This window comes from Streptomyces sp. NPDC102274 (genome assembly GCF_044766385.1).
Lineage (GTDB): Bacteria > Actinomycetota > Actinomycetes > Streptomycetales > Streptomycetaceae > Streptomyces.
Window position 1 is genome coordinate 248847 of the sequence record NZ_JBIWLW010000002.1, and the last position, 15895, is coordinate 264741.

Sequence of the window (15895 nt, forward strand, 5' to 3'; positions counted from 1 at the left end):
AGGGGCGGTACTGGGCGGGTGGCGGTTCAGGCGAATCCGATAGGGGGCTTGGGCGCCTTGTCCTGTTCGTCGAGGAGCTTGAGCGCGTGGGTGAGGAGTGCCCGGCAGACGGCGCGTTCGCGGTCGTCGGTGACGGCCTCGGTGTCAATGGCGGTGTACGTGCCGGTGGTGGAGCGGTAGGCAATGAGGGGGCCGCGTCCGGATGGCAGGGCCATCAGTGCTCCTCGGTCTCGTCGGGCAGCGGGAAGCCGGCGGACGACAGCCGGTCACCGAGGTCGTTGGCGTCCAGGCCGCCGACGACGTTCGACTCGATGACGTATTCGGTGACAATCCGCAGGACCGTGGCGAGCCCCCCTTCCGCGCGCTGCCGGGCCTGGTGCGGCGTGACCTTCCCGACGCGCTGAAGGGTGAATGCGTACCGCTCCGGCGACTCGCCGACCTTGACGACCATCTCAACAGGCGTCTCGGTGTAGTTCGGGGCGTCGCCGAGCATCGCGCGGGCTGCGCCGACCCATTGGGCGACCATGTCCCGGGCGGGCTCTATGTCCATCGCCATGCCGGTGCGGAAGTCCATGGACTTGAGGCCGGTCTCGTCGAGCTGCTTCTCGATCCACCGCTCGCGAGCCTCATCGTCACGGCCGCCGAGTTCCGCGAGGAGAGCGGCACGTTCGGCGTCGAGCCGCTCAATGGCGGCCTCGGCCTGCTCGGCCCGCTCTCGATCTCGTCGGGCACCACCGTTGACCATGCGGTTGGTGCGCTTCATCCGCTCGATGGTGACCTCGGCCCTGGTCACGCGGGCGTACAGCATTTCCAGGGCTGCATCGGTGATGGTGCTGGCGGTGTACCTCGGCTCGCTCATGAGGCCACCTCGCGCTCAATGCGGCGCACGATGGACCAAGCCATGTCGTCCGTCTCGGCCTCGGCGTGGTCAACCTCCGCGAAGTACGCATCGAGGGTCTCGCGGATCAGGTCTGCCAACCTGTCCTGGTTGGGCATCTCGGTGGGCATCTGTCGGTCCTTTCGTAGCGTGCTGATGGGTCAGGCGGCCAGGGCCGCCGAGTTGAGGCCGCACAGCACCGCGCTGACGCTGTGCACGGCCTGAAGGTCGGAGACGTCACCCGCCGTGCTGCCGCGCGGCACCGGGATCCGCTGGTGGCGGCAGTAGGCCAGTTGCTTGCCCGACGGCTTTCCGTCGCGCCAGCGCGCACCCTTGGCGACGAACGCGGCCGGGGCGAGCGCGCGGGCGGCCTTCTCTGCCCAGGCCATGACCTCGGACAGAGGCATCGCCGGGTCCGGGGCCGGCGGCCTCACCCCGTGCCGCGCGTCCCAGCGCCTTACCCGGTACGTCCGGCCGCCCGGGTCGCGTACCAGGAAGAGGAACAGGTCGTGCTTCAGCGGGATGAACCAGGTGCCGGCCTCCGTCCGGAGCCAGCGAGTCCCCGACCCGCTGAAGACGTTGACCTCTTCGAACTCCAGCTGCCGCACTGCCAGTTGCCGGGCGGTCTCGGCCTTCGCCGTCTCGGCCACCTCTCGTAGCGACCGTTCCTCGGCCACGTCGCCGATCTCCTGCGCGGTGAGGTCGATGATGGAGGCCAGCTTGTGGCGGGTGGACGCGCCCATGACGTCGAGGACCAGGGCGTCCCGCTTTCCCTCGTGGAGCCGGAGGCCGCGGCCGACCATCTGGCAGTACAGCCCAGGGGACTTGGTGGGCCGGGCCACGACGACGCATGACGTCCACGGGGCGTCGAACCCCTCGGTCAGCACCATGCAGTTGGCCAGCACCTGGACGGCGCCGCTCTCGTAGTCCCGCAGCGCCTGGACGCGATCGACGCGCGGCATGTCGCCCCACACAGCGGCGGCCGTGACCCCGGCGGCCTTGAAAGCGTCCGCCATGGACTGGGCGGTGGCCACCGTGGGGGTGAAGACCACCCCGGGCCGGTCGGCGGCGTGCTCGGTGTACGCCGCGGCGATCGTCCCGGCCGCGCCGGAGTCATCGAGGGCCTGGCCCAGTTGACTGTCCTGTAGGTCTCCAGCCCGGGTCTTGACCGCGTCCAGGTTGAGGCCGTCAACGACAACGCGCTTACCGCGCACGTCGCACAGGTAGCCGTCTCCGATCATCTCCAAGATGTCGAGGGTGAAGACGACGTCCTGCCAGATGTCGGCCAGGCCGCCGTCCCCGCGCGTCATCGTCGCGGTGAATCCGGCGACCGGTACGCCGCGCCAGGCGCCGAAGTGGTCCAGGACCGCGCGGTAGCTGGCGCTCGCGGCGTGGTGGCACTCGTCCACGATCACCATGCCGATGTCCTGGATGGCCTCTCGGCGGCGCTTCACGGCCAAGGTCTGGACGCTGGCCACGACCACGTCCATGAAGCGGTGGTGGTTGCGCTCGGCCTTGACGATGCCGACGCGGAGATCGGGGCAGACTGCGCGGATCTTCGCTGCGGCCTGCTCGATCAGCTCTTCCCTGTGTGCGATGACCAGGGCGCGCTTCCGGCCGAGTTGGGCGCGCATCTCGGCGATGAGGTTCGCGAACACCACGGTTTTGCCCGCGCCTGTCGGCAGTACGACGGCCAGGCGGTTGTTCGGGCCGGTCCAGCCGGTGGCCAGGGCCTGGATTGCGGTGGTCTGGTAGGGGCGTGGAGCGAAGGTCTGGAGCACGGGAGTTGTCACCTCGTCGTGGGTGCTGGGGTTTTGCAGGGAGTGCAGGGACTCGCCGGGGGCTGTGCAGGGACCTGCGGAGCGATTCGGTAGCGCTCTGATCTGCCGTTTTGCAGGGACGCAGGGACTTGCAGGGAGATATCCGTATGTCTGCGCAGTGGGAGAGTCGGAGGACGTTGCATCACATGCAGATGCATGTGTGTTGCGCGATGTGTGTGTGATGCGCGCGGTGTAATAGGGGCGGGGCCAAGTCCCTGCAAGTCCCTGCCTCCCTGCGGTCATGCAGGTCAGGGGCGGTGCAGGGAGCCTCTCGGCTCCCTGCCCGGGTCCCTGCAAGGTCCCTGCGGTCCCTGCATCACGCGGGGTTGTCACTGCCCGGTCCGCTGGTGTTGCTCGACCCGCCATCGGTTCGAGCATCGGTGGGAGTCCCAGACGCGGATGATGCGGAGGTCGCCGAAGAACCTGCCGTCGCGGGCCTTCAGCCAGCCGCCCAGGACGTTCGCGCTGGGCAGTTCGCCGGTCTTCGGGTGGCGGGGCACGTGCTCGGCGAGGGTGCTGCCTGCGGATCCGGCGGTGATGATCTCGTCGCCGAACCTCTCGCGCCAGGCGATGAGGAAGGCGGCCCACTCGGCGGTCTCGCTGTCCTGCCGCATGGCGTCGGCGCGGTCTGCCATCCACCCGGGCACGCCGAGGAAGTCGAGAAGGCCGGCCAGCATTGAAGCCCACTCGGAGTAGTCACCCTTGCGGGTGCGGACGGTAGGAGATCCGGCAGCGACCCAGGCCCGGACCATCGTGACGAGGGCAGCGACGACCGTGGACGCGTTGGCGCGGAGCCAGGGCCGGAGGTCACCGACCTTGAAGCCGTCGCGCTGGTCTGGATCGGGCACGTTGGGGTTGATGCGCACCCACATGGCGCGGCGTCCGTTGTCTCCGCCGGTCTGGAGCCCGTTGCCGGTGAGGATCCAGAGCCTGTCGTTCGGCATGCTGACGGAAGCGCTGGCGCCGAGGACTCGGTCACCCCAGGTCTCGGCGGTGAGGAGCGCCGACAGCACCGGGGACTTGACGGTGTACCCGTTGGGCAAGTTGTCGAGGACGATGACGGGATGGCCGGTGGTGTAGAGCTGCGTCGTGATCGATTTCCGGAGTTCGGTGTCGTTCTCCGGCCACGGCGTATCGCTGGACCCGTAGGCGTACTTGAAGATGTCCTTCAGCAGCGACTTGCCCGAGCCTGCGGAGGTTGACGACAGGATGAACATCGGTGTCGGACCGTGGAAGTACGGGCGCAAGATCGGGGTCAGCAGGGCGCCCAGATAGTGGGCCCGATCGGACGGCTTCTCCCACGGGAAGTCGGCCAGCATCTGATGCAGGACGATGTCCTTCGCCTTGGCCAACGAGTCCGCGCTGACCTCGGCCCGCAGACGGCGCAACGCGACCCGGGGATGAAGGTAGAGCCCGGTCTCATTGTCGTAGCCGGGCGACTGGAGCAGCGAGCCGTCGGGGCGGATCACAGGGGACGTGACGATGCCGCGCAGCGGCGGGAGCGGCCAGTCCTTCCGGCCGAGGATCGTTCCGCAGGTTTTCGGCATGAGGAGTTCCCGCTCCTCGGTCTCTATCTCGGTCTTGGGGTCGACCCGGACGGTGTAGCTGGTGAGGTGGTCGGCGAGGTACGCGCGCAGGTTGTCGGTGCCGAGCTGCTTCACCTCCGGGCTGCCGCTGTCGTCGTGGTGCACCCAGCACGGTCCGCCGGACCGCTTGTACAGGTCGGGGAGCTGACCGGTGCGCATGAGGTCCAAGACGCCGTCGATGGCGTCGGCCTCGTTCGTGATGTCGAGGTCGGGCCGGACCGGGGGCAGGACCCGGAGGTCGGGCTGCTCCTGGTCGTGGGGCGGCTCGGGCTCGGCGGCCGGGTCGAGCGCGCCCGACCCTGCGGTGAGGGGACCGGGCTGAGCGCGCACGGCGGTTACCCGGCGGCGGGCAGGCTCGGAGCCGTAGCCGCGGCGGCGCAGCTCGGCCGCCGCCGCCTTGTGGTTGCCCCCGTGGTGCAGCTGCGCGTAGGCGCCGAATTTGCTGTACGGCGTCTCGGCCGCGAACTCCGAGCTGGTGGTGAAGACGTACAGACGATCGTGCTCGTCGCGGCCGGTGGTCGCCTTCACACCCCCCTGCCCATCGGCCCAACCCCAGTACGTCGTACTGCCGCGCGTGATGAGGGGCCGGAAGATTCCGTGCAGGAGTTCCTGCCAGTCGGCACGGCGCTCGTAGTCCTCGCCGGGGCGCAGTCCGCCGTCGGGCAGCGGCGCCATTGGGCGGGGTGCTGCCTTCGGGATCTCCGGTTTGGGCAGCGTGTCGACCATGCGGCACACCGCATGGATGGTGTCCATGACGTCGGCGCTGATCGTGGGGATGGTGCCGGGGCCGCCGTCGAGCCGGAGGTAAGGGCGGCCGGTGGCGTGCACTGTGCCGCAGCTCGGTTCGACCAGTCCGTACCCGCCTTCACCGCGCGTCTCGATCTGGACGCGGACGATGCGGGCGTTGGGATTCTCGGCCAGGCGCTGCTTGTTCGCCGGGGTGTACTCGTCCTCGCGGGCAAGGCGACTGGCCAACTTGGTGTTGCCGGGGACTGGAGCGCCCATGACGCGGGCCCGGTAGTGCCGGCCGCCGGACGGGGATTCACTGGCCCAGCCGGTGAGGATGGACTGCCACGCGTCGCCGAGCCCGGACGCGTCCATGATCTCCGTGACCTCGTCAAGGAGGCCGTCAGCGATGGCAGTTCCCTCGAACTCGATCAGCTCGATGCCACCGGACACCGCGCCGTAGGCCACGGCGATACCGGCGGCCTTGCCCGGAGGGAACCAGCTGTCGTGTTCCTCAGGGGTGGAGCGGGTGACCTTGTACGGGGTCCAGGAACGGACGGCCGGGGCCTTGCTGCCGTCGGCCTTGATGGGGATGACGCACAGGCCAGCGTCGTGCATCTCGCGAGCGGAAGCCCGGAGGTTGGGGGTCTGTGCATCGGTCACGCGCTGCTCCTGGCGGTGCATCTGGCGGGGTGGTCAGTGCGGATGGACGCGGCGAACTCCGTGACGTCCTGGTCCCCGTGGACGGGGCCCTCACGGGTCTGGCAGAGCAGGCACTCGTACTTGGCGCGGGGCGGCCGGACGCGCTTGCCGTCGGGGTCGAGCCCGAAATCGACAGTCAGGGCAGCGACGACGGTCTGTGCGCGGGCCGGACGGCCCGGGGTTTCCCGGGCCGTCGCAGTGCTCGTCATCAGGCGGTCACCACCGGGGTGGCCTTGAACTCGCGGCGGTAGCGCCACCGGAGCGTCGGAGCCTGGGTCTCGTGCCACTCGATGGGGCCGTGGCACTTTCGCAGCGGGTTGTGGTACCACTCGCGCTTCATAGCCAACTTGCCGCAGCCGGGGCACTGGATCTGCGGACCGAACGGGGCGGTGCCGATCGTGTCGCGGCGCTGCCAGTGGGCGAGGCGGCGGATCTCGAATCCGCCGTCAATCGCCTGCTCGCCGTCAAGGTCGGGGCACTCGTCGCTCCAGTTCTCCAGGGCCTCGTCCTCGGTCGCCCCCGGCGCCTTGACGACGTAGACGCTGGTGACCTCGATGACGATCGGCCACTGCATCTCGTCCATGCCCCACGCGGCGCGAGCCTTGGCCCCGGCCTCGATCAGGTCCTCGATGTCCGGGTCCGGCACCATCGGCTCGGGCCGGGGGAACTTCTGCCCGCCGAAGTACTCGTGCGCGCCAGAGTGCCCCAGCTTCAGCTGGCAGTCCCGCGAGGAGTAGTCCTCGCCATCGAGGTACAAGGGCTCGCCACAGTTCATGCCGCACCGCCCATGGGGTGTGCGTTGTCAGTGGCCCCTCGTACAGTTCTCATTGAGTTCGTTCCGATCTGCTTCGCGGCTGTTTCGTTGACGTGCTCGCTCGATGCCGTCGGGGTTGCGCCCCCGGCGGCATCGCTGTTGGGGGCCTGGTGAAAGATCGCCCGGAGCCGGGCGCGCTGGTCGTCGGAGAGCGGCGGGGCCGCAGCCACCAGGCGGTCGATGCGCGCCCAGTAAGCGGCGTTCCGGGCCGGGTCCGAGTCACGCACGGGCCGGTCATTCGGAGCGCTGGCCAGGTCGAGGACCTGCGCGGGCGCGGTCATGCCGACACCGCCGTCCGGGTGCGAACGCTGCGGCCGACGGGGGCGAAGATGACCAGGATGTCGACGCCGAGCTCTCGGACTATCGCGGCGGCTTTGTGGTCGGGTATGACGTCCTGCTTGCCGGTGAGCAAGTTGCCGATCGTGGTCCGGGCGACGCCGCTCCGGGCAGCCAGCTCCCGGACGCTGACGGCCGAGCCGTCGCCGGTGCGCTGCATCAGATCGGCGAACAGCCGAGGGCGGACCAGCTTGTACATCAACGGGTCGTGCTTGATCACGTCCACCTCACGCAAGGATTCATTGCACGGCTTGGATGGATCGAGCATTGCATGACTTGGACGATGCGTCCACCAGGTGCGATGACGTGTCATTTTTCGGTCAATAGGGCCGTGCGCCCTTTCGTGCGCCGCCCGATAGGTTGGACACTTCGTCCATCGGCTGGGATGGTGGCCAGTCGTGACCAGCGGATCCCCGCCCCCCACACCCGCTGGTGCCATGGACACCCCAAGGCTCATGAGCTGATGCGGAGTGGCAGGATGACCCTTATGGCTACGAGTGACCCGGTAACTCCACCTGCGGAGGTGCCGCTCAGGGATCTCGTGCGCGAGCGCAGGGCAGCCCTAGGGCTCAGCTATGAAAAACTCGGCGAACGCTGCATTGACCCCGAATCAGGCGAGACGGTCGGCGGCAGCTGGCTACACAGGCTGGAAACGGGGCGCCCCGTACTCGCGCCTGGCGTGCCCCAGCTGCGCGCCATCGCCGCAGGTATTCAGGTTCCGGACGAGCTGGTCCGGGAGGCTGCCGCCGTCCAGTTCTTCGGCGTCACTACCGTGTGGAGTGCAGATCGCCGCGCCCGCGCGCTAGTCCTTCGATACCAGGGGATGAGCGAAGAGGACCGCCGGCGCATCGACGCTCTGGTTGAGACCTTCAGTGCAACGAGCAAGACCCCTGATGCTCACCGTGAGTGATTTTTCCGTAGCCCCTGGTCATATGCCGATGGCCGATGCATGATGAAACCCGCTTATGGGTGGAATGCTCAACTCCGGTGCAGCGCGCGTAGATAGCCGCGCCGGTTGGCAGGGGGGAACAGATGGAAAAACTCGGCGAAGCACCGAAAGTCCGATTCACAACACGGCCATCGGTGCAGATTCCGGCAGGTCGAGCTTGCCGAATTACCGAAGATAAGGGTGCACTTACTGTGCACATACGAGCGTTCCATGTCGCGTCACATTTCTGCGACACGATGAACGTGCTGTGTGACCAGGTCATGGAGGGGTGGGCTCAAACCTGGGCCAACGATTCGCCCATGCGCGCCGACGAGCCGCCCACGGGCGCATGCCTGGCCTGCGTCAGTTGGAGAATCGATCAGACTGGCGAGCTGCCGGAGGGCGTTGACTGCTTCCCGCTCGAAAAGCGTGGACGCTTCACCTGGACGATTCGCAAGGGCGTCATCACGGACCAGCTCTGCGCAGAGCTGAATAGGTATATGGAGCGCCTCGTGGGCGACGGACTGTGGGTCCAGAAGTGGGAAGGTGCGGCGCCCCTGCACAGCCGCCCCCGTGCCGTACACGCCGGTTGAGCCCCTGTTTCGGCTACGCCAAGTCTCGGCGTAGCCGAAATCCGGGCGCCCCCTGGAATGCGACGGGCTGCCGCTTATCGCTTCCATTCGACCTTGATCGCCTCGTAGTCGAAGTAGCCGCCGTCCGGCATTCGGCCCGGCCGCGCCGGCAGGATCGTCACCTCCAGCAGAGCCCGCAACACTGCACGCTGCCGCTCCAGCCCCAGCGCCTTCCACGCCGCCCCAACATCCGGCGCCCCCACCAAATCCACCAGCGGATCCCTCACCGACGCGCGGGCCAGCTGCTTCGTTACACCCTCCAGCTGGGCCTGCGCCACCCCGGAAGCTTCGGTGAACTCAGGCAACGTGATCTGCCCCGCTCCGAACGCCGCAGCGTTGTCCTTGAGGCGGCGCCGGATCTCATCGCTCTCCGCTTGCAACGCGGCCACATTCATGCCGTCCGGCGCGGGCTCCAGCAGATCAGCGGCATCCGGTCGTGACACCCGCTCGATGATCAGGTCGATGATGTACGCGTCGAGCTTGTCGGCTTTCCGCGCGCCGCCGTGCCCGGTCGTGCACCGGTAACCCATCGTCTTCGCGCCGCCCGTCTGGGTGCACTTCGTCGTCGCGGTGCACCCCGGCTGACCGCACTTGTAGATCAGCGACCCGAACCACTTCGGAGTCGACCCCGGAGACGTCCGGCGCGTCGGGTCCTTCAGGACCGCACAGACGCCCCTGAAGCGCGCCTCGTCCACGATAGGCTCCCACTTGCCCTTGCCGATCTCCTCGCCCCTGTAGACGGCGATCCCGGCGTTCCTCGGCCGCATCAGCATGTCCCGGGCCTCGATCGCGCCGAACGGGTTTCCCCGGCTTGTGATGAGGCCCTTGTCCGCGAGCCACTTCACGTAGCCCCTGACCGACCCGCCCGCCAGGATCGAGTCGATGCCGTGCTCGATCGCCGCAGCCTCTTCGGGAACCTTCTTGCTCATGTCGAGGACGGGCACTTCGGTCTCTTCGGCGGTCTCCTCGCTGGTCTCCTCGTTGACCGTGGCCACGGTCCTCTTCTGCGTCTCGCCGGTCGGCAGGCCCCAGCCGAACGGGCGGATCCCGCCGGACCACAGGCCGGCCTTCGCTTTCTGCTGGCGGGCTCGGGCGACGCGCTCGGCCTTGTGCTCCGATTCGTGTCGGGCGACGGCGCCGAGCATCCGCGCGAGCATGCGCCCCGAGGATGTCGACAGGTCCAGTTCGCCGCCCTGAACTGCGTGGGTGTCGACGCCGCGGCGCTGGCTGAGATCGATGTACCTCTCCAGCTCGACCGGGGAGCGGTGCAGACGGTCCGTGTGCCAGGCGATGACGATGGTCGCCGTGCCGTCTTCGAGGTCGGCGAGCATCCGCAGGTAGTCCTTGCGCGGCTTGCCGCTGTACGCGGACAGGTCGTTGTCGATGTACGTCTCGACGACGTCCCAGCCGTTCCGTTCGGCGAGGGCTTCGCAGTCCTCGCGTTGCCGGTCAACTCCCAGGTGGGAGCCGGTCCGGTCTTGCGAGATGCGGACGTAGATCACTGCGCGTAGTTGCTTTTTGGTACTGGCCCTGGTGCTCTCCATGGTTCTGAGTGTCCTTCACCATGGGTGTTCCTGTCTCGACTTCGGGAAGACCACGCTCCTGTCCACCCTGCTCGGTCTGGTCGGCGAGCGCGAGCGGATCGTACTGGCCGAGGACTCCGCCGAGTTGAGGCCCGATCATCCGCATGTGGTGCGGCTGGAGGGCCGGCAGGCGAACCAGGAGGGCGCGGGCCTGGTGACGCTGCGGGATCTGGTCAGACAGGCGTTGCGGATGCGGCCGGACAGGCTGGTCGTCGGCGAGGTCCGAGGCCATGAGGTCACCGAACTGCTCGCCGCCCTGAACACGGGACACGAAGGCGGCTGCGGCACGGTACACGCGAATACGGCGGCGGACGTGCCCGCGCGTCTGGAGGCGCTGGGAACGGCGGCCGGTCTCGACCGGGCGGCGTTGCACAGCCAGCTGGCAGCCGCGCTGGCGGTCGTGATCCATCTCGTACGGGACCGCGATGGGCGCCGGAGGATCGCCGAGGTGCATGTGCTGGAGCGGGATCCCGCGGGGCTGGTGGTGCCGGTGCCCGCGTTGCGCTGGGGCGCCGGAGGCTTCGCGTACGACCGAGGCTGGCCACGGTTGCTGGCGCTGATCGGAGGCGCGTCGTGACGGCTCTGACGATGTACGTCACCGCTTTCGCGGCGGCGCTGTTCGCCGGGGGAGCGGTCCTGCTGGCCGTCGGCCAGGAACGGGGACTGCGCCGGGCCAGAAAACTGCTCACGGCCCCGGGCTCGTCCGTCGCCGTGGTGCCTGGGGCGCCGCCGTGGGAGCGATGGCTGCCGAGGGCTCGCGAGCGGGCGCGACGGCTGCGCGGGAGGTGGCTCTGCCTGCCGCCCGCGGTGCTGCTCGCGCTGCTGGGCGAGTCGGTACTGCCGCTGTTCGGGGGCGCGCTGGCGGTGCCGCTGGTGGGGCGGTGGCTGCGGGCCAGGGAGCGGAGGAAGGCGCGTGAGCGACTGGCCGACAGGATCGTCGCGCTGTGCGGCACGGCCGCGGGCGAGCTGAGAGCCGGTACGCAGCCCGCCCAGGCCCTGATGGCCGCCGCGGGATCGACCGGAGGCCTGGGAAGCGCGGAGGGCGCCGTGCTGGCGGCCGCGCGGTTCGGCGGTGACGTACCCGACGCCCTGCGGAAGGCGGCGCGTGAGCCGGGAGCGGACGGCCTCGTGGGGCTCGCGGCCTGCTGGCGGGTGGCTGTGGACGGCGGGGCGGGGCTCGCGGCCGGGCTGGATCGTCTGGACGCCGCGCTGCGGGCGGAGAGGGAACAACGGGAAGGGTTACGAGCCCAGTTGGCGGGTGCCTGGGCGACAGTCGTGGTACTGGCGCTGCTTCCCGTGGTGGGCCTGGCGCTGGGCTGGGCCCTGGGGGCGGATCCGCTGGGTGTCCTGCTGCACACCCCGGCCGGGCTCGGCTGTCTGGTGGTGGGCGGGCTGCTGGAGGGCGCGGGCCTGTGGTGGGCCGCCCGGGTCGTACGGACCGGGGAGGCGCCGTGACGGGGGAGTTCGCCCACAGGCTGTGGGTGGCCGTCCTGGTACTCGCCGCGATCGGCTCTCTGGCCTTCGCGGTGGCGGCCGGGCGGCGTGAACAGCGGGCGCGGGCGCGGTTCGTGGCCCTGCTGGCGGTCGAGTACGGACGGCGGCGGCCATGGCTCCGGGCGGCTGCGGTGTGGGCACGGCGCTGGGGTCCGCCGGGCGGCGCGGTGATCTTCGGCTGGGTCATGGTCGGCGGGGTGGCCGGCTGGCTGGTCGGACTCGCCGGGGCCTACGGGGTCCGCAGGTGGCTGCGTACGAGAAAGCCGGACGACCGTACCGGTACCGATGAGGGGGCCCGTCAGCTCCCGCTCGCCGCCGATCTGCTGGCCGCCTGCATCGCGGCCGGGGCGGGGCCGCGCGAGGCGGCGGAGGCGGTCGGGGAGTCGCTGGGCGGACCCGTCGGCGACCGGCTGGCACGGACGGCCGCGGAGCTGCGGCTCGGCGGCGACCCGGCCGAGGCGTGGGGGCGGTTCGGGGAGATACCGGGCGCGGCGGGGCTGGCCCGCTGTCTCGAACGGGCGGGATCGACCGGGGCGCCGGCCGCCGAGCCGGTGTCCCGGCTGGCCGAGGGCTTCAGGGCGGAACGGGCCCGTGCGGCGGTGGCCAGAGCCCAGCGGGCCCAGGTGCTGATCACAGCCCCGGTGGGGCTGTGCTTCCTCCCCGCCTTCCTGGCGGTGGGGGTGGCGCCTGTGGTCATCGGTCTGGCGAGCGGGCTGCTGAACGCCGACTGATCAATTTCTGACCAACTTCTACTTTCTGCGGTTTCTACGGGGAGACGACATGTGGATGAGGTTCCGACGAATGCGGCGGGTATGGCCGCGCGGGGCGAGGGACGACGCCGGGATGACCACGTCCGAGTACGCGGTGGGGACGATCGCCGCCTGCGCGCTCGCGGCGGTGCTCTACAAGGTGGTCACGAGCGGGCCCGTGGCGGGTGCCTTGCAGTCGTTGATCGGGAGGGCTCTCAGTGCGCAGTTCTGAGACGGTCCGTAGGCACCCGGCCCACGGCCGACGCCTGGTCCGTCGCGGCGATCGGGGGTTCGTGACGGCGGAGGCGGCGGTGGCGGTACCGGCGCTGGCCGTGTTCGCCCTGGCCCTGGTCTGGGCTCTGATGGCGGCCTCCGCGCAGATCCGGTGCGTGGACGCGGCGCGGGCGGGGGCGAGAGCGGCCGCCAGAGCGGAGCCACGGGCCGCGGCGGTGGCCGCCGCCCGCTCGGCAGCCCCGGTGGGCGCCAGGGTCTCTCTGGGCCGTACAGGCGATCTGTGGCGGGTGCGGGTGGAGGCGCCGACGCCGGGGCCGGGCGCCCTGGCCCTCACGCTCACCGCTGAGGCCGTCGCGTCGGCGGAGGACGCCGTGGATGCCCCGGACCCCGTAGAGGCCGCGAGAGACGGCTCTGGAGGCCCGCACACGGCCGGAGTGGCGCCATGACCGGGGACCGGGCCAGGGCCGGAGGCCGGGACCGGGGGTCGGCGACGGTGTGGGCGGCGGTGGCGGCGACCGCGCTGTGCGCCGTCTTCGCCCTGGTGCTCGCCATGGGTCAGGCGGTCGTCACCCGGCACCGGGCGGGCGGGGCGGCCGATCTGGCGGCCCTCGCCGCGGCGGACCACGCGCTCCTCGGGTCGGCGGATGCCTGCCGCAGAGCGGTCGAGGTGGCGGCGGCACAGGGATCGGAGGTGGTGCGGTGCGTGGTGAGCGGTGAGATCGCGGACGTGACGGCGCGGGCGGTCTTCGGGCCGTACGCCCCGACGGTCAGGGCACGGGCGGGACCACCGCTCCCGGTACCTCCGCCAGGTGCCGTGCCGGGTCTCGCGGACAGCCCTTAGGCCACGGTGGACGCGTCCGCATCCGCAACCACGCCCGCGACCGTGACCATGTCCGCAACCGAATCCGCTTCCGCCCGCGCGTCGGGGGCGGCGCTGAGGAGCTCGGTCAGCAGCCGTACGGCGCCTCGTTTGTGCAGCGGGTCGTTGCCGTTGCCGCACTTCGGGGACTGGATGCAGGACGGACAGCCGGCGTCGCACTCACAGGAGGCGATCGCCTCGCGGGTGGCCATGAGCCACTCCCGGGCTGTCCGGAAGGCCCGCTCCGCGAAGCCCGCGCCGCCGGGATGGCCGTCGTACACGAAGACCGTCGGCAGCAGCGTGTCCGGGTGGAGGGGCACGGACACTCCGCCGATGTCCCAGCGGTCGCAGGTCGCGAAGAGCGGCAGCATCCCGATCGAGGCGTGCTCGGCGGCGTGCAGCGCGCCGCCCAGCTGCTCCGGATTGACACGGGCCCGGTCGAGCTGGTCCTCGGTGACCGTCCACCACACGGCCCGGGTACGGAGCGTCCGTGGCGGCAGGTCGAGTTTGCTCTCGCCCAGTACCTCGCCGGTGATGAGCCGGCGGCGCAGAAAGGAGACGACCTGATTGGTGACTTCGACGGAGCCGTAGCAGAGGCGTCCTTCGCCCCACGGGATCTCCGTGTCGGTTTCGAGCACCGAGACGGCGGTGGTGTCGCGTGCGGTGGTGGAGTACGGCGGGTTCGCCTCCTCGACCAGGGCGACCGAGTCGGCCAGATCGAGCCGCTTCACCAGGTACGTACGGCCCTGGTGGAGGTGGACGGCGCCGTCGTGGACGGCGGTGTGGGAGGCGGCTTCGTCGACCGTGCCCAGCAGCCGTCCCGTCCCCGCCTCGACGATCTGGACGGGACTGCCGCCCTCGCCCCGGATGTCGGCGAGGTCGGCGGCCCGCTCGCGGCGGGTCCAGTACCAGCCGGAGCTGCGGCGCCGCAGCAGCCCCGCGGTCTCCAGCTGTGGGAGCAGATCGGGTACGGCGGGGCCGAAGAGTGTCAGATCGGCTTCGGTGAGTGGGAGCTCCGCGGCCGCCGCGCACAGGTGGGGGGCGAGGACATACGGGTTGTCGGGGTCGAGGACGGTGGACTCGACCGGCTGCTGGAACAGCGCCTCGGGGTGGTGGACGAGGAAGGTGTCCAGCGGATCGTCCCGCGCGACCAGGATGGCCAGCGCCCCCTGCCCGGAGCGGCCGGCCCGGCCCGCTTGCTGCCACAGGGAGGCGCGGGTGCCCGGATATCCGGCGATGACGACGGCGTCCAGGCCCGAGACGTCGATGCCGAGCTCCAGGGCGGTGGTCGCGGCGAGGCCGAGCAGCTCGCCGGAGTGCAGGGCGTTCTCCAGGGCGCGCCGTTCCTCAGGGAGGTAGCCGCCGCGGTAGGCGGCGACCCGGCGGGCCAGTGAGCGGTCCACCTCGGCCAGCCGCTCCTGGGCGATGACGGAGATGAGCTCGGCGCCGCGCCGGGAGCGTACGAAGGCGACCGTACGGACGCCCTGGACGGTCAGGTCGGTGAGGAGGTCGGCGGTCTCGGCGGTGGCGGTACGGCGGACGGGGGCGCCCTTCTCGCCGTGCAGATCGGTGAGCGGCGGCTCCCAGAGCGCGAAGACCAGTTCGCCGCGGGGTGAGGCGTCGTCGGCGACCTCGTGTACGGGCAGACCGGTGAGCCGGCCGGCGGACCGGGCCGGTTCCGCGGCCGTCGCCGAGGCGAGCAGGAAGACCGGATTCGCTCCGTAGCGGGCGCATACGCGGCGGAGTCGGCGCAGTACCTGCGCCACATGGGAGCCGAAGACGCCGCGATAGGTGTGGCACTCGTCGATGACGACATAGCGCAGGGCGCGCAGGAAGGAGGCCCAGCGGGGGTGGGACGGGAGTATCCCCCGGTGCAGCATGTCCGGATTGGTCAGCACGTAGTTGGCGTACTGCCGGACCCACTCCCGCTCCTCGACGGGGGTGTCACCGTCATAGACCGCGGGGCGCACGCGATTGCCGAGCGGGGCGGCCAGCGCTTTGACGGCGCGGCGCTGGTCGGCGGCGAGCGCCTTCGTCGGGGCGAGATAGAGCGCGGTGGTTCCCCGGCCGTTGGGCGCCTCGGAACCGTCGAGGAGGGTGGTCAGTACGGGGGCGAGATAGGCGAGGGACTTGCCCGAGGCGGTGCCGGTGGCGATCACGACGGACTCGCCGTCCAGGGCGTGCTCGGCGGCGGCCGCCTGGTGGGCCCACGGATGGTCGATACCGGCCCGCTGAATGGCGTTGATCACTTCCGGGCGGATGCGGTCGGGCCAGACGGCATGACGCCCCGTGCGCGGGGGCAGGTGCTCCGTATGGGTGATGCGCGCAGCACGGCCCGCCCCCGTGGCGAGCCGGTCCAGGACCGTACGGGGGGAGGGGCGGTTGCCCCCGCTCTCGGGGGGTCCACTGGGGCGGTGATTCCTGGCCATCGGCATCGAGTGTGTCACTGGCGTGACGGACAATGGTCTCAAGGCGTCGTGCATGACTGCTGGTAAGTGATTGAATGCCATCGCGGCTGGCGATACGTCCCCTGGCTCCGTCGGGGAGACCCGAGG

At 70.4% G+C, this 15895-nt stretch carries 18 protein-coding genes and 1 pseudogene; 8 read left to right on the forward strand and 11 right to left on the reverse strand.

The annotated features are described in order from the left end of the window. Positions 1–26: 26 nt before the first annotated feature. The 9 genes from ACIRQP_RS03540 to ACIRQP_RS03580 form a co-directional block, all read right to left on the reverse strand. Positions 27–215, reverse strand: coding sequence for a hypothetical protein (locus ACIRQP_RS03540; protein ID WP_403882738.1), 189 nt, complete (start codon positions 213–215; stop codon positions 27–29). Beyond that, complete coding sequence (locus ACIRQP_RS03545; protein WP_403882741.1) at positions 215–859, reverse strand: hypothetical protein; 645 nt, start codon at positions 857–859, stop codon at positions 215–217. The genes ACIRQP_RS03540 and ACIRQP_RS03545 overlap by 1 nt, the downstream gene beginning before the upstream one ends. Then, complete coding sequence (locus ACIRQP_RS03550) at positions 856–1008, reverse strand: hypothetical protein (protein ID WP_403882744.1); 153 nt, start codon at positions 1006–1008, stop codon at positions 856–858. Before ACIRQP_RS03550 ends, ACIRQP_RS03545 begins: the two co-directional genes overlap by 4 nt. 30 nt (positions 1009–1038) lie before the next feature. After that, positions 1039–2670: a DEAD/DEAH box helicase gene (locus ACIRQP_RS03555; protein ID WP_403882747.1), complete on the reverse strand. Its 1632-nt coding sequence runs from the start codon at positions 2668–2670 to the stop codon at positions 1039–1041. A 356-nt stretch (positions 2671–3026) separates the two neighbouring features. Continuing rightward, a complete protein-coding gene (locus ACIRQP_RS03560; RefSeq protein WP_403882750.1) occupies positions 3027–5672 on the reverse strand; it encodes a bifunctional DNA primase/polymerase in 2646 nt (881 codons plus the stop codon). Beyond that, complete coding sequence (locus tag ACIRQP_RS03565; protein ID WP_403882753.1) at positions 5669–5920, reverse strand: hypothetical protein; 252 nt, start codon at positions 5918–5920, stop codon at positions 5669–5671. Before ACIRQP_RS03565 ends, ACIRQP_RS03560 begins: the two co-directional genes overlap by 4 nt. Beyond that, on the reverse strand, positions 5920–6486 hold the full coding sequence (locus ACIRQP_RS03570) for a hypothetical protein (RefSeq protein ID WP_403882756.1): 567 nt from the start codon (positions 6484–6486) through the stop codon (positions 5920–5922). The genes ACIRQP_RS03565 and ACIRQP_RS03570 overlap by 1 nt, the downstream gene beginning before the upstream one ends. Then, the gene (locus ACIRQP_RS03575; RefSeq protein ID WP_403882759.1) at positions 6483–6806 is read right to left on the reverse strand and encodes a hypothetical protein; all 324 of its coding nucleotides are present in this window, start codon (positions 6804–6806) and stop codon (positions 6483–6485) included. Before ACIRQP_RS03575 ends, ACIRQP_RS03570 begins: the two co-directional genes overlap by 4 nt. Next, on the reverse strand, positions 6803–7096 hold the full coding sequence (locus tag ACIRQP_RS03580) for an XRE family transcriptional regulator (protein ID WP_403882762.1): 294 nt from the start codon (positions 7094–7096) through the stop codon (positions 6803–6805). The genes ACIRQP_RS03575 and ACIRQP_RS03580 overlap by 4 nt, the downstream gene beginning before the upstream one ends. Before the next feature lie 252 nt (positions 7097–7348). On the opposite strand from ACIRQP_RS03580, the gene ACIRQP_RS03585 reads away from it, so the two are divergent. Further along, positions 7349–7771, forward strand: coding sequence for a helix-turn-helix domain-containing protein (locus ACIRQP_RS03585; RefSeq protein ID WP_403882765.1), 423 nt, complete (start codon positions 7349–7351; stop codon positions 7769–7771). Between the two features lie 122 nt (positions 7772–7893). Beyond that, positions 7894–8382: a hypothetical protein gene (locus tag ACIRQP_RS03590; RefSeq protein WP_403882768.1), complete on the forward strand. Its 489-nt coding sequence runs from the start codon at positions 7894–7896 to the stop codon at positions 8380–8382. A gap of 74 nt (positions 8383–8456) precedes the next feature. On the opposite strand, the gene ACIRQP_RS03595 is transcribed toward ACIRQP_RS03590, so the two are convergent. Continuing rightward, positions 8457–9965: a recombinase family protein gene (locus tag ACIRQP_RS03595; RefSeq protein ID WP_403882771.1), complete on the reverse strand. Its 1509-nt coding sequence runs from the start codon at positions 9963–9965 to the stop codon at positions 8457–8459. A gap of 43 nt (positions 9966–10008) precedes the next feature. Between ACIRQP_RS03595 and ACIRQP_RS03600 the strand changes: the two are divergent. From ACIRQP_RS03600 to ACIRQP_RS03625, 6 genes and pseudogenes are all read left to right on the forward strand, one after another. Continuing rightward, positions 10009–10581, forward strand: a pseudogene (locus tag ACIRQP_RS03600) (ATPase, T2SS/T4P/T4SS family); the annotation flags it as partial. A gap of 11 nt (positions 10582–10592) precedes the next feature. Next, positions 10593–11459: a type II secretion system F family protein gene (locus tag ACIRQP_RS03605; protein ID WP_403883280.1), complete on the forward strand. Its 867-nt coding sequence runs from the start codon at positions 10593–10595 to the stop codon at positions 11457–11459. Continuing rightward, on the forward strand, positions 11456–12229 hold the full coding sequence (locus ACIRQP_RS03610) for a type II secretion system F family protein (protein WP_403882774.1): 774 nt from the start codon (positions 11456–11458) through the stop codon (positions 12227–12229). Before ACIRQP_RS03605 ends, ACIRQP_RS03610 begins: the two co-directional genes overlap by 4 nt. A 49-nt stretch (positions 12230–12278) precedes the next feature. After that, positions 12279–12479 carry a DUF4244 domain-containing protein gene (locus ACIRQP_RS03615; protein WP_403882777.1) on the forward strand — a complete coding sequence of 67 codons (201 nt, stop codon included), beginning with the start codon at positions 12279–12281 and terminating at the stop codon, positions 12477–12479. Beyond that, complete coding sequence (locus ACIRQP_RS03620) at positions 12466–12927, forward strand: TadE family type IV pilus minor pilin (RefSeq protein WP_403882780.1); 462 nt, start codon at positions 12466–12468, stop codon at positions 12925–12927. The genes ACIRQP_RS03615 and ACIRQP_RS03620 overlap by 14 nt, the downstream gene beginning before the upstream one ends. Then, the gene (locus ACIRQP_RS03625; protein ID WP_403882783.1) at positions 12924–13322 is read left to right on the forward strand and encodes an Rv3654c family TadE-like protein; all 399 of its coding nucleotides are present in this window, start codon (positions 12924–12926) and stop codon (positions 13320–13322) included. The genes ACIRQP_RS03620 and ACIRQP_RS03625 overlap by 4 nt, the downstream gene beginning before the upstream one ends. Here ACIRQP_RS03625 and ACIRQP_RS03630 read toward each other — a convergent pair. Then, the gene (locus ACIRQP_RS03630) at positions 13319–15850 is read right to left on the reverse strand and encodes a DEAD/DEAH box helicase (protein WP_403882786.1); all 2532 of its coding nucleotides are present in this window, start codon (positions 15848–15850) and stop codon (positions 13319–13321) included. The two genes, ACIRQP_RS03625 and ACIRQP_RS03630, sit on opposite strands and share 4 nt — an antisense overlap. Positions 15851–15895 lie beyond the last annotated feature (45 nt).

What these genes read in the sequence shown, in the direction of transcription:
- ACIRQP_RS03595 (WP_403882771.1), bottom strand. Translation starts at nt 9,965, where the DNA reads ATGGAGAGCACCAGGGCCAGTACCAAAAAGCAACTACGCGCAGTGATC.
- ACIRQP_RS03615 (WP_403882777.1), top strand. Translation starts at nt 12,279, where the DNA reads ATGTGGATGAGGTTCCGACGAATGCGGCGGGTATGGCCGCGCGGGGCG.
- ACIRQP_RS03570 (WP_403882756.1), bottom strand. Translation starts at nt 6,486, where the DNA reads ATGAACTGTGGCGAGCCCTTGTACCTCGATGGCGAGGACTACTCCTCG.
- ACIRQP_RS03550 (WP_403882744.1), bottom strand. Translation starts at nt 1,008, where the DNA reads ATGCCCACCGAGATGCCCAACCAGGACAGGTTGGCAGACCTGATCCGC.
- ACIRQP_RS03565 (WP_403882753.1), bottom strand. Translation starts at nt 5,920, where the DNA reads ATGACGAGCACTGCGACGGCCCGGGAAACCCCGGGCCGTCCGGCCCGC.
- ACIRQP_RS03605 (WP_403883280.1), top strand. Translation starts at nt 10,593, where the DNA reads ATGTACGTCACCGCTTTCGCGGCGGCGCTGTTCGCCGGGGGAGCGGTC.
- ACIRQP_RS03630 (WP_403882786.1), bottom strand. Translation starts at nt 15,850, where the DNA reads ATGGCATTCAATCACTTACCAGCAGTCATGCACGACGCCTTGAGACCA.
- ACIRQP_RS03540 (WP_403882738.1), bottom strand. Translation starts at nt 215, where the DNA reads ATGGCCCTGCCATCCGGACGCGGCCCCCTCATTGCCTACCGCTCCACC.
- ACIRQP_RS03625 (WP_403882783.1), top strand. Translation starts at nt 12,924, where the DNA reads ATGACCGGGGACCGGGCCAGGGCCGGAGGCCGGGACCGGGGGTCGGCG.
- ACIRQP_RS03545 (WP_403882741.1), bottom strand. Translation starts at nt 859, where the DNA reads ATGAGCGAGCCGAGGTACACCGCCAGCACCATCACCGATGCAGCCCTG.
- ACIRQP_RS03585 (WP_403882765.1), top strand. Translation starts at nt 7,349, where the DNA reads ATGGCTACGAGTGACCCGGTAACTCCACCTGCGGAGGTGCCGCTCAGG.
- ACIRQP_RS03590 (WP_403882768.1), top strand. Translation starts at nt 7,894, where the DNA reads ATGGAAAAACTCGGCGAAGCACCGAAAGTCCGATTCACAACACGGCCA.
- ACIRQP_RS03575 (WP_403882759.1), bottom strand. Translation starts at nt 6,806, where the DNA reads ATGACCGCGCCCGCGCAGGTCCTCGACCTGGCCAGCGCTCCGAATGAC.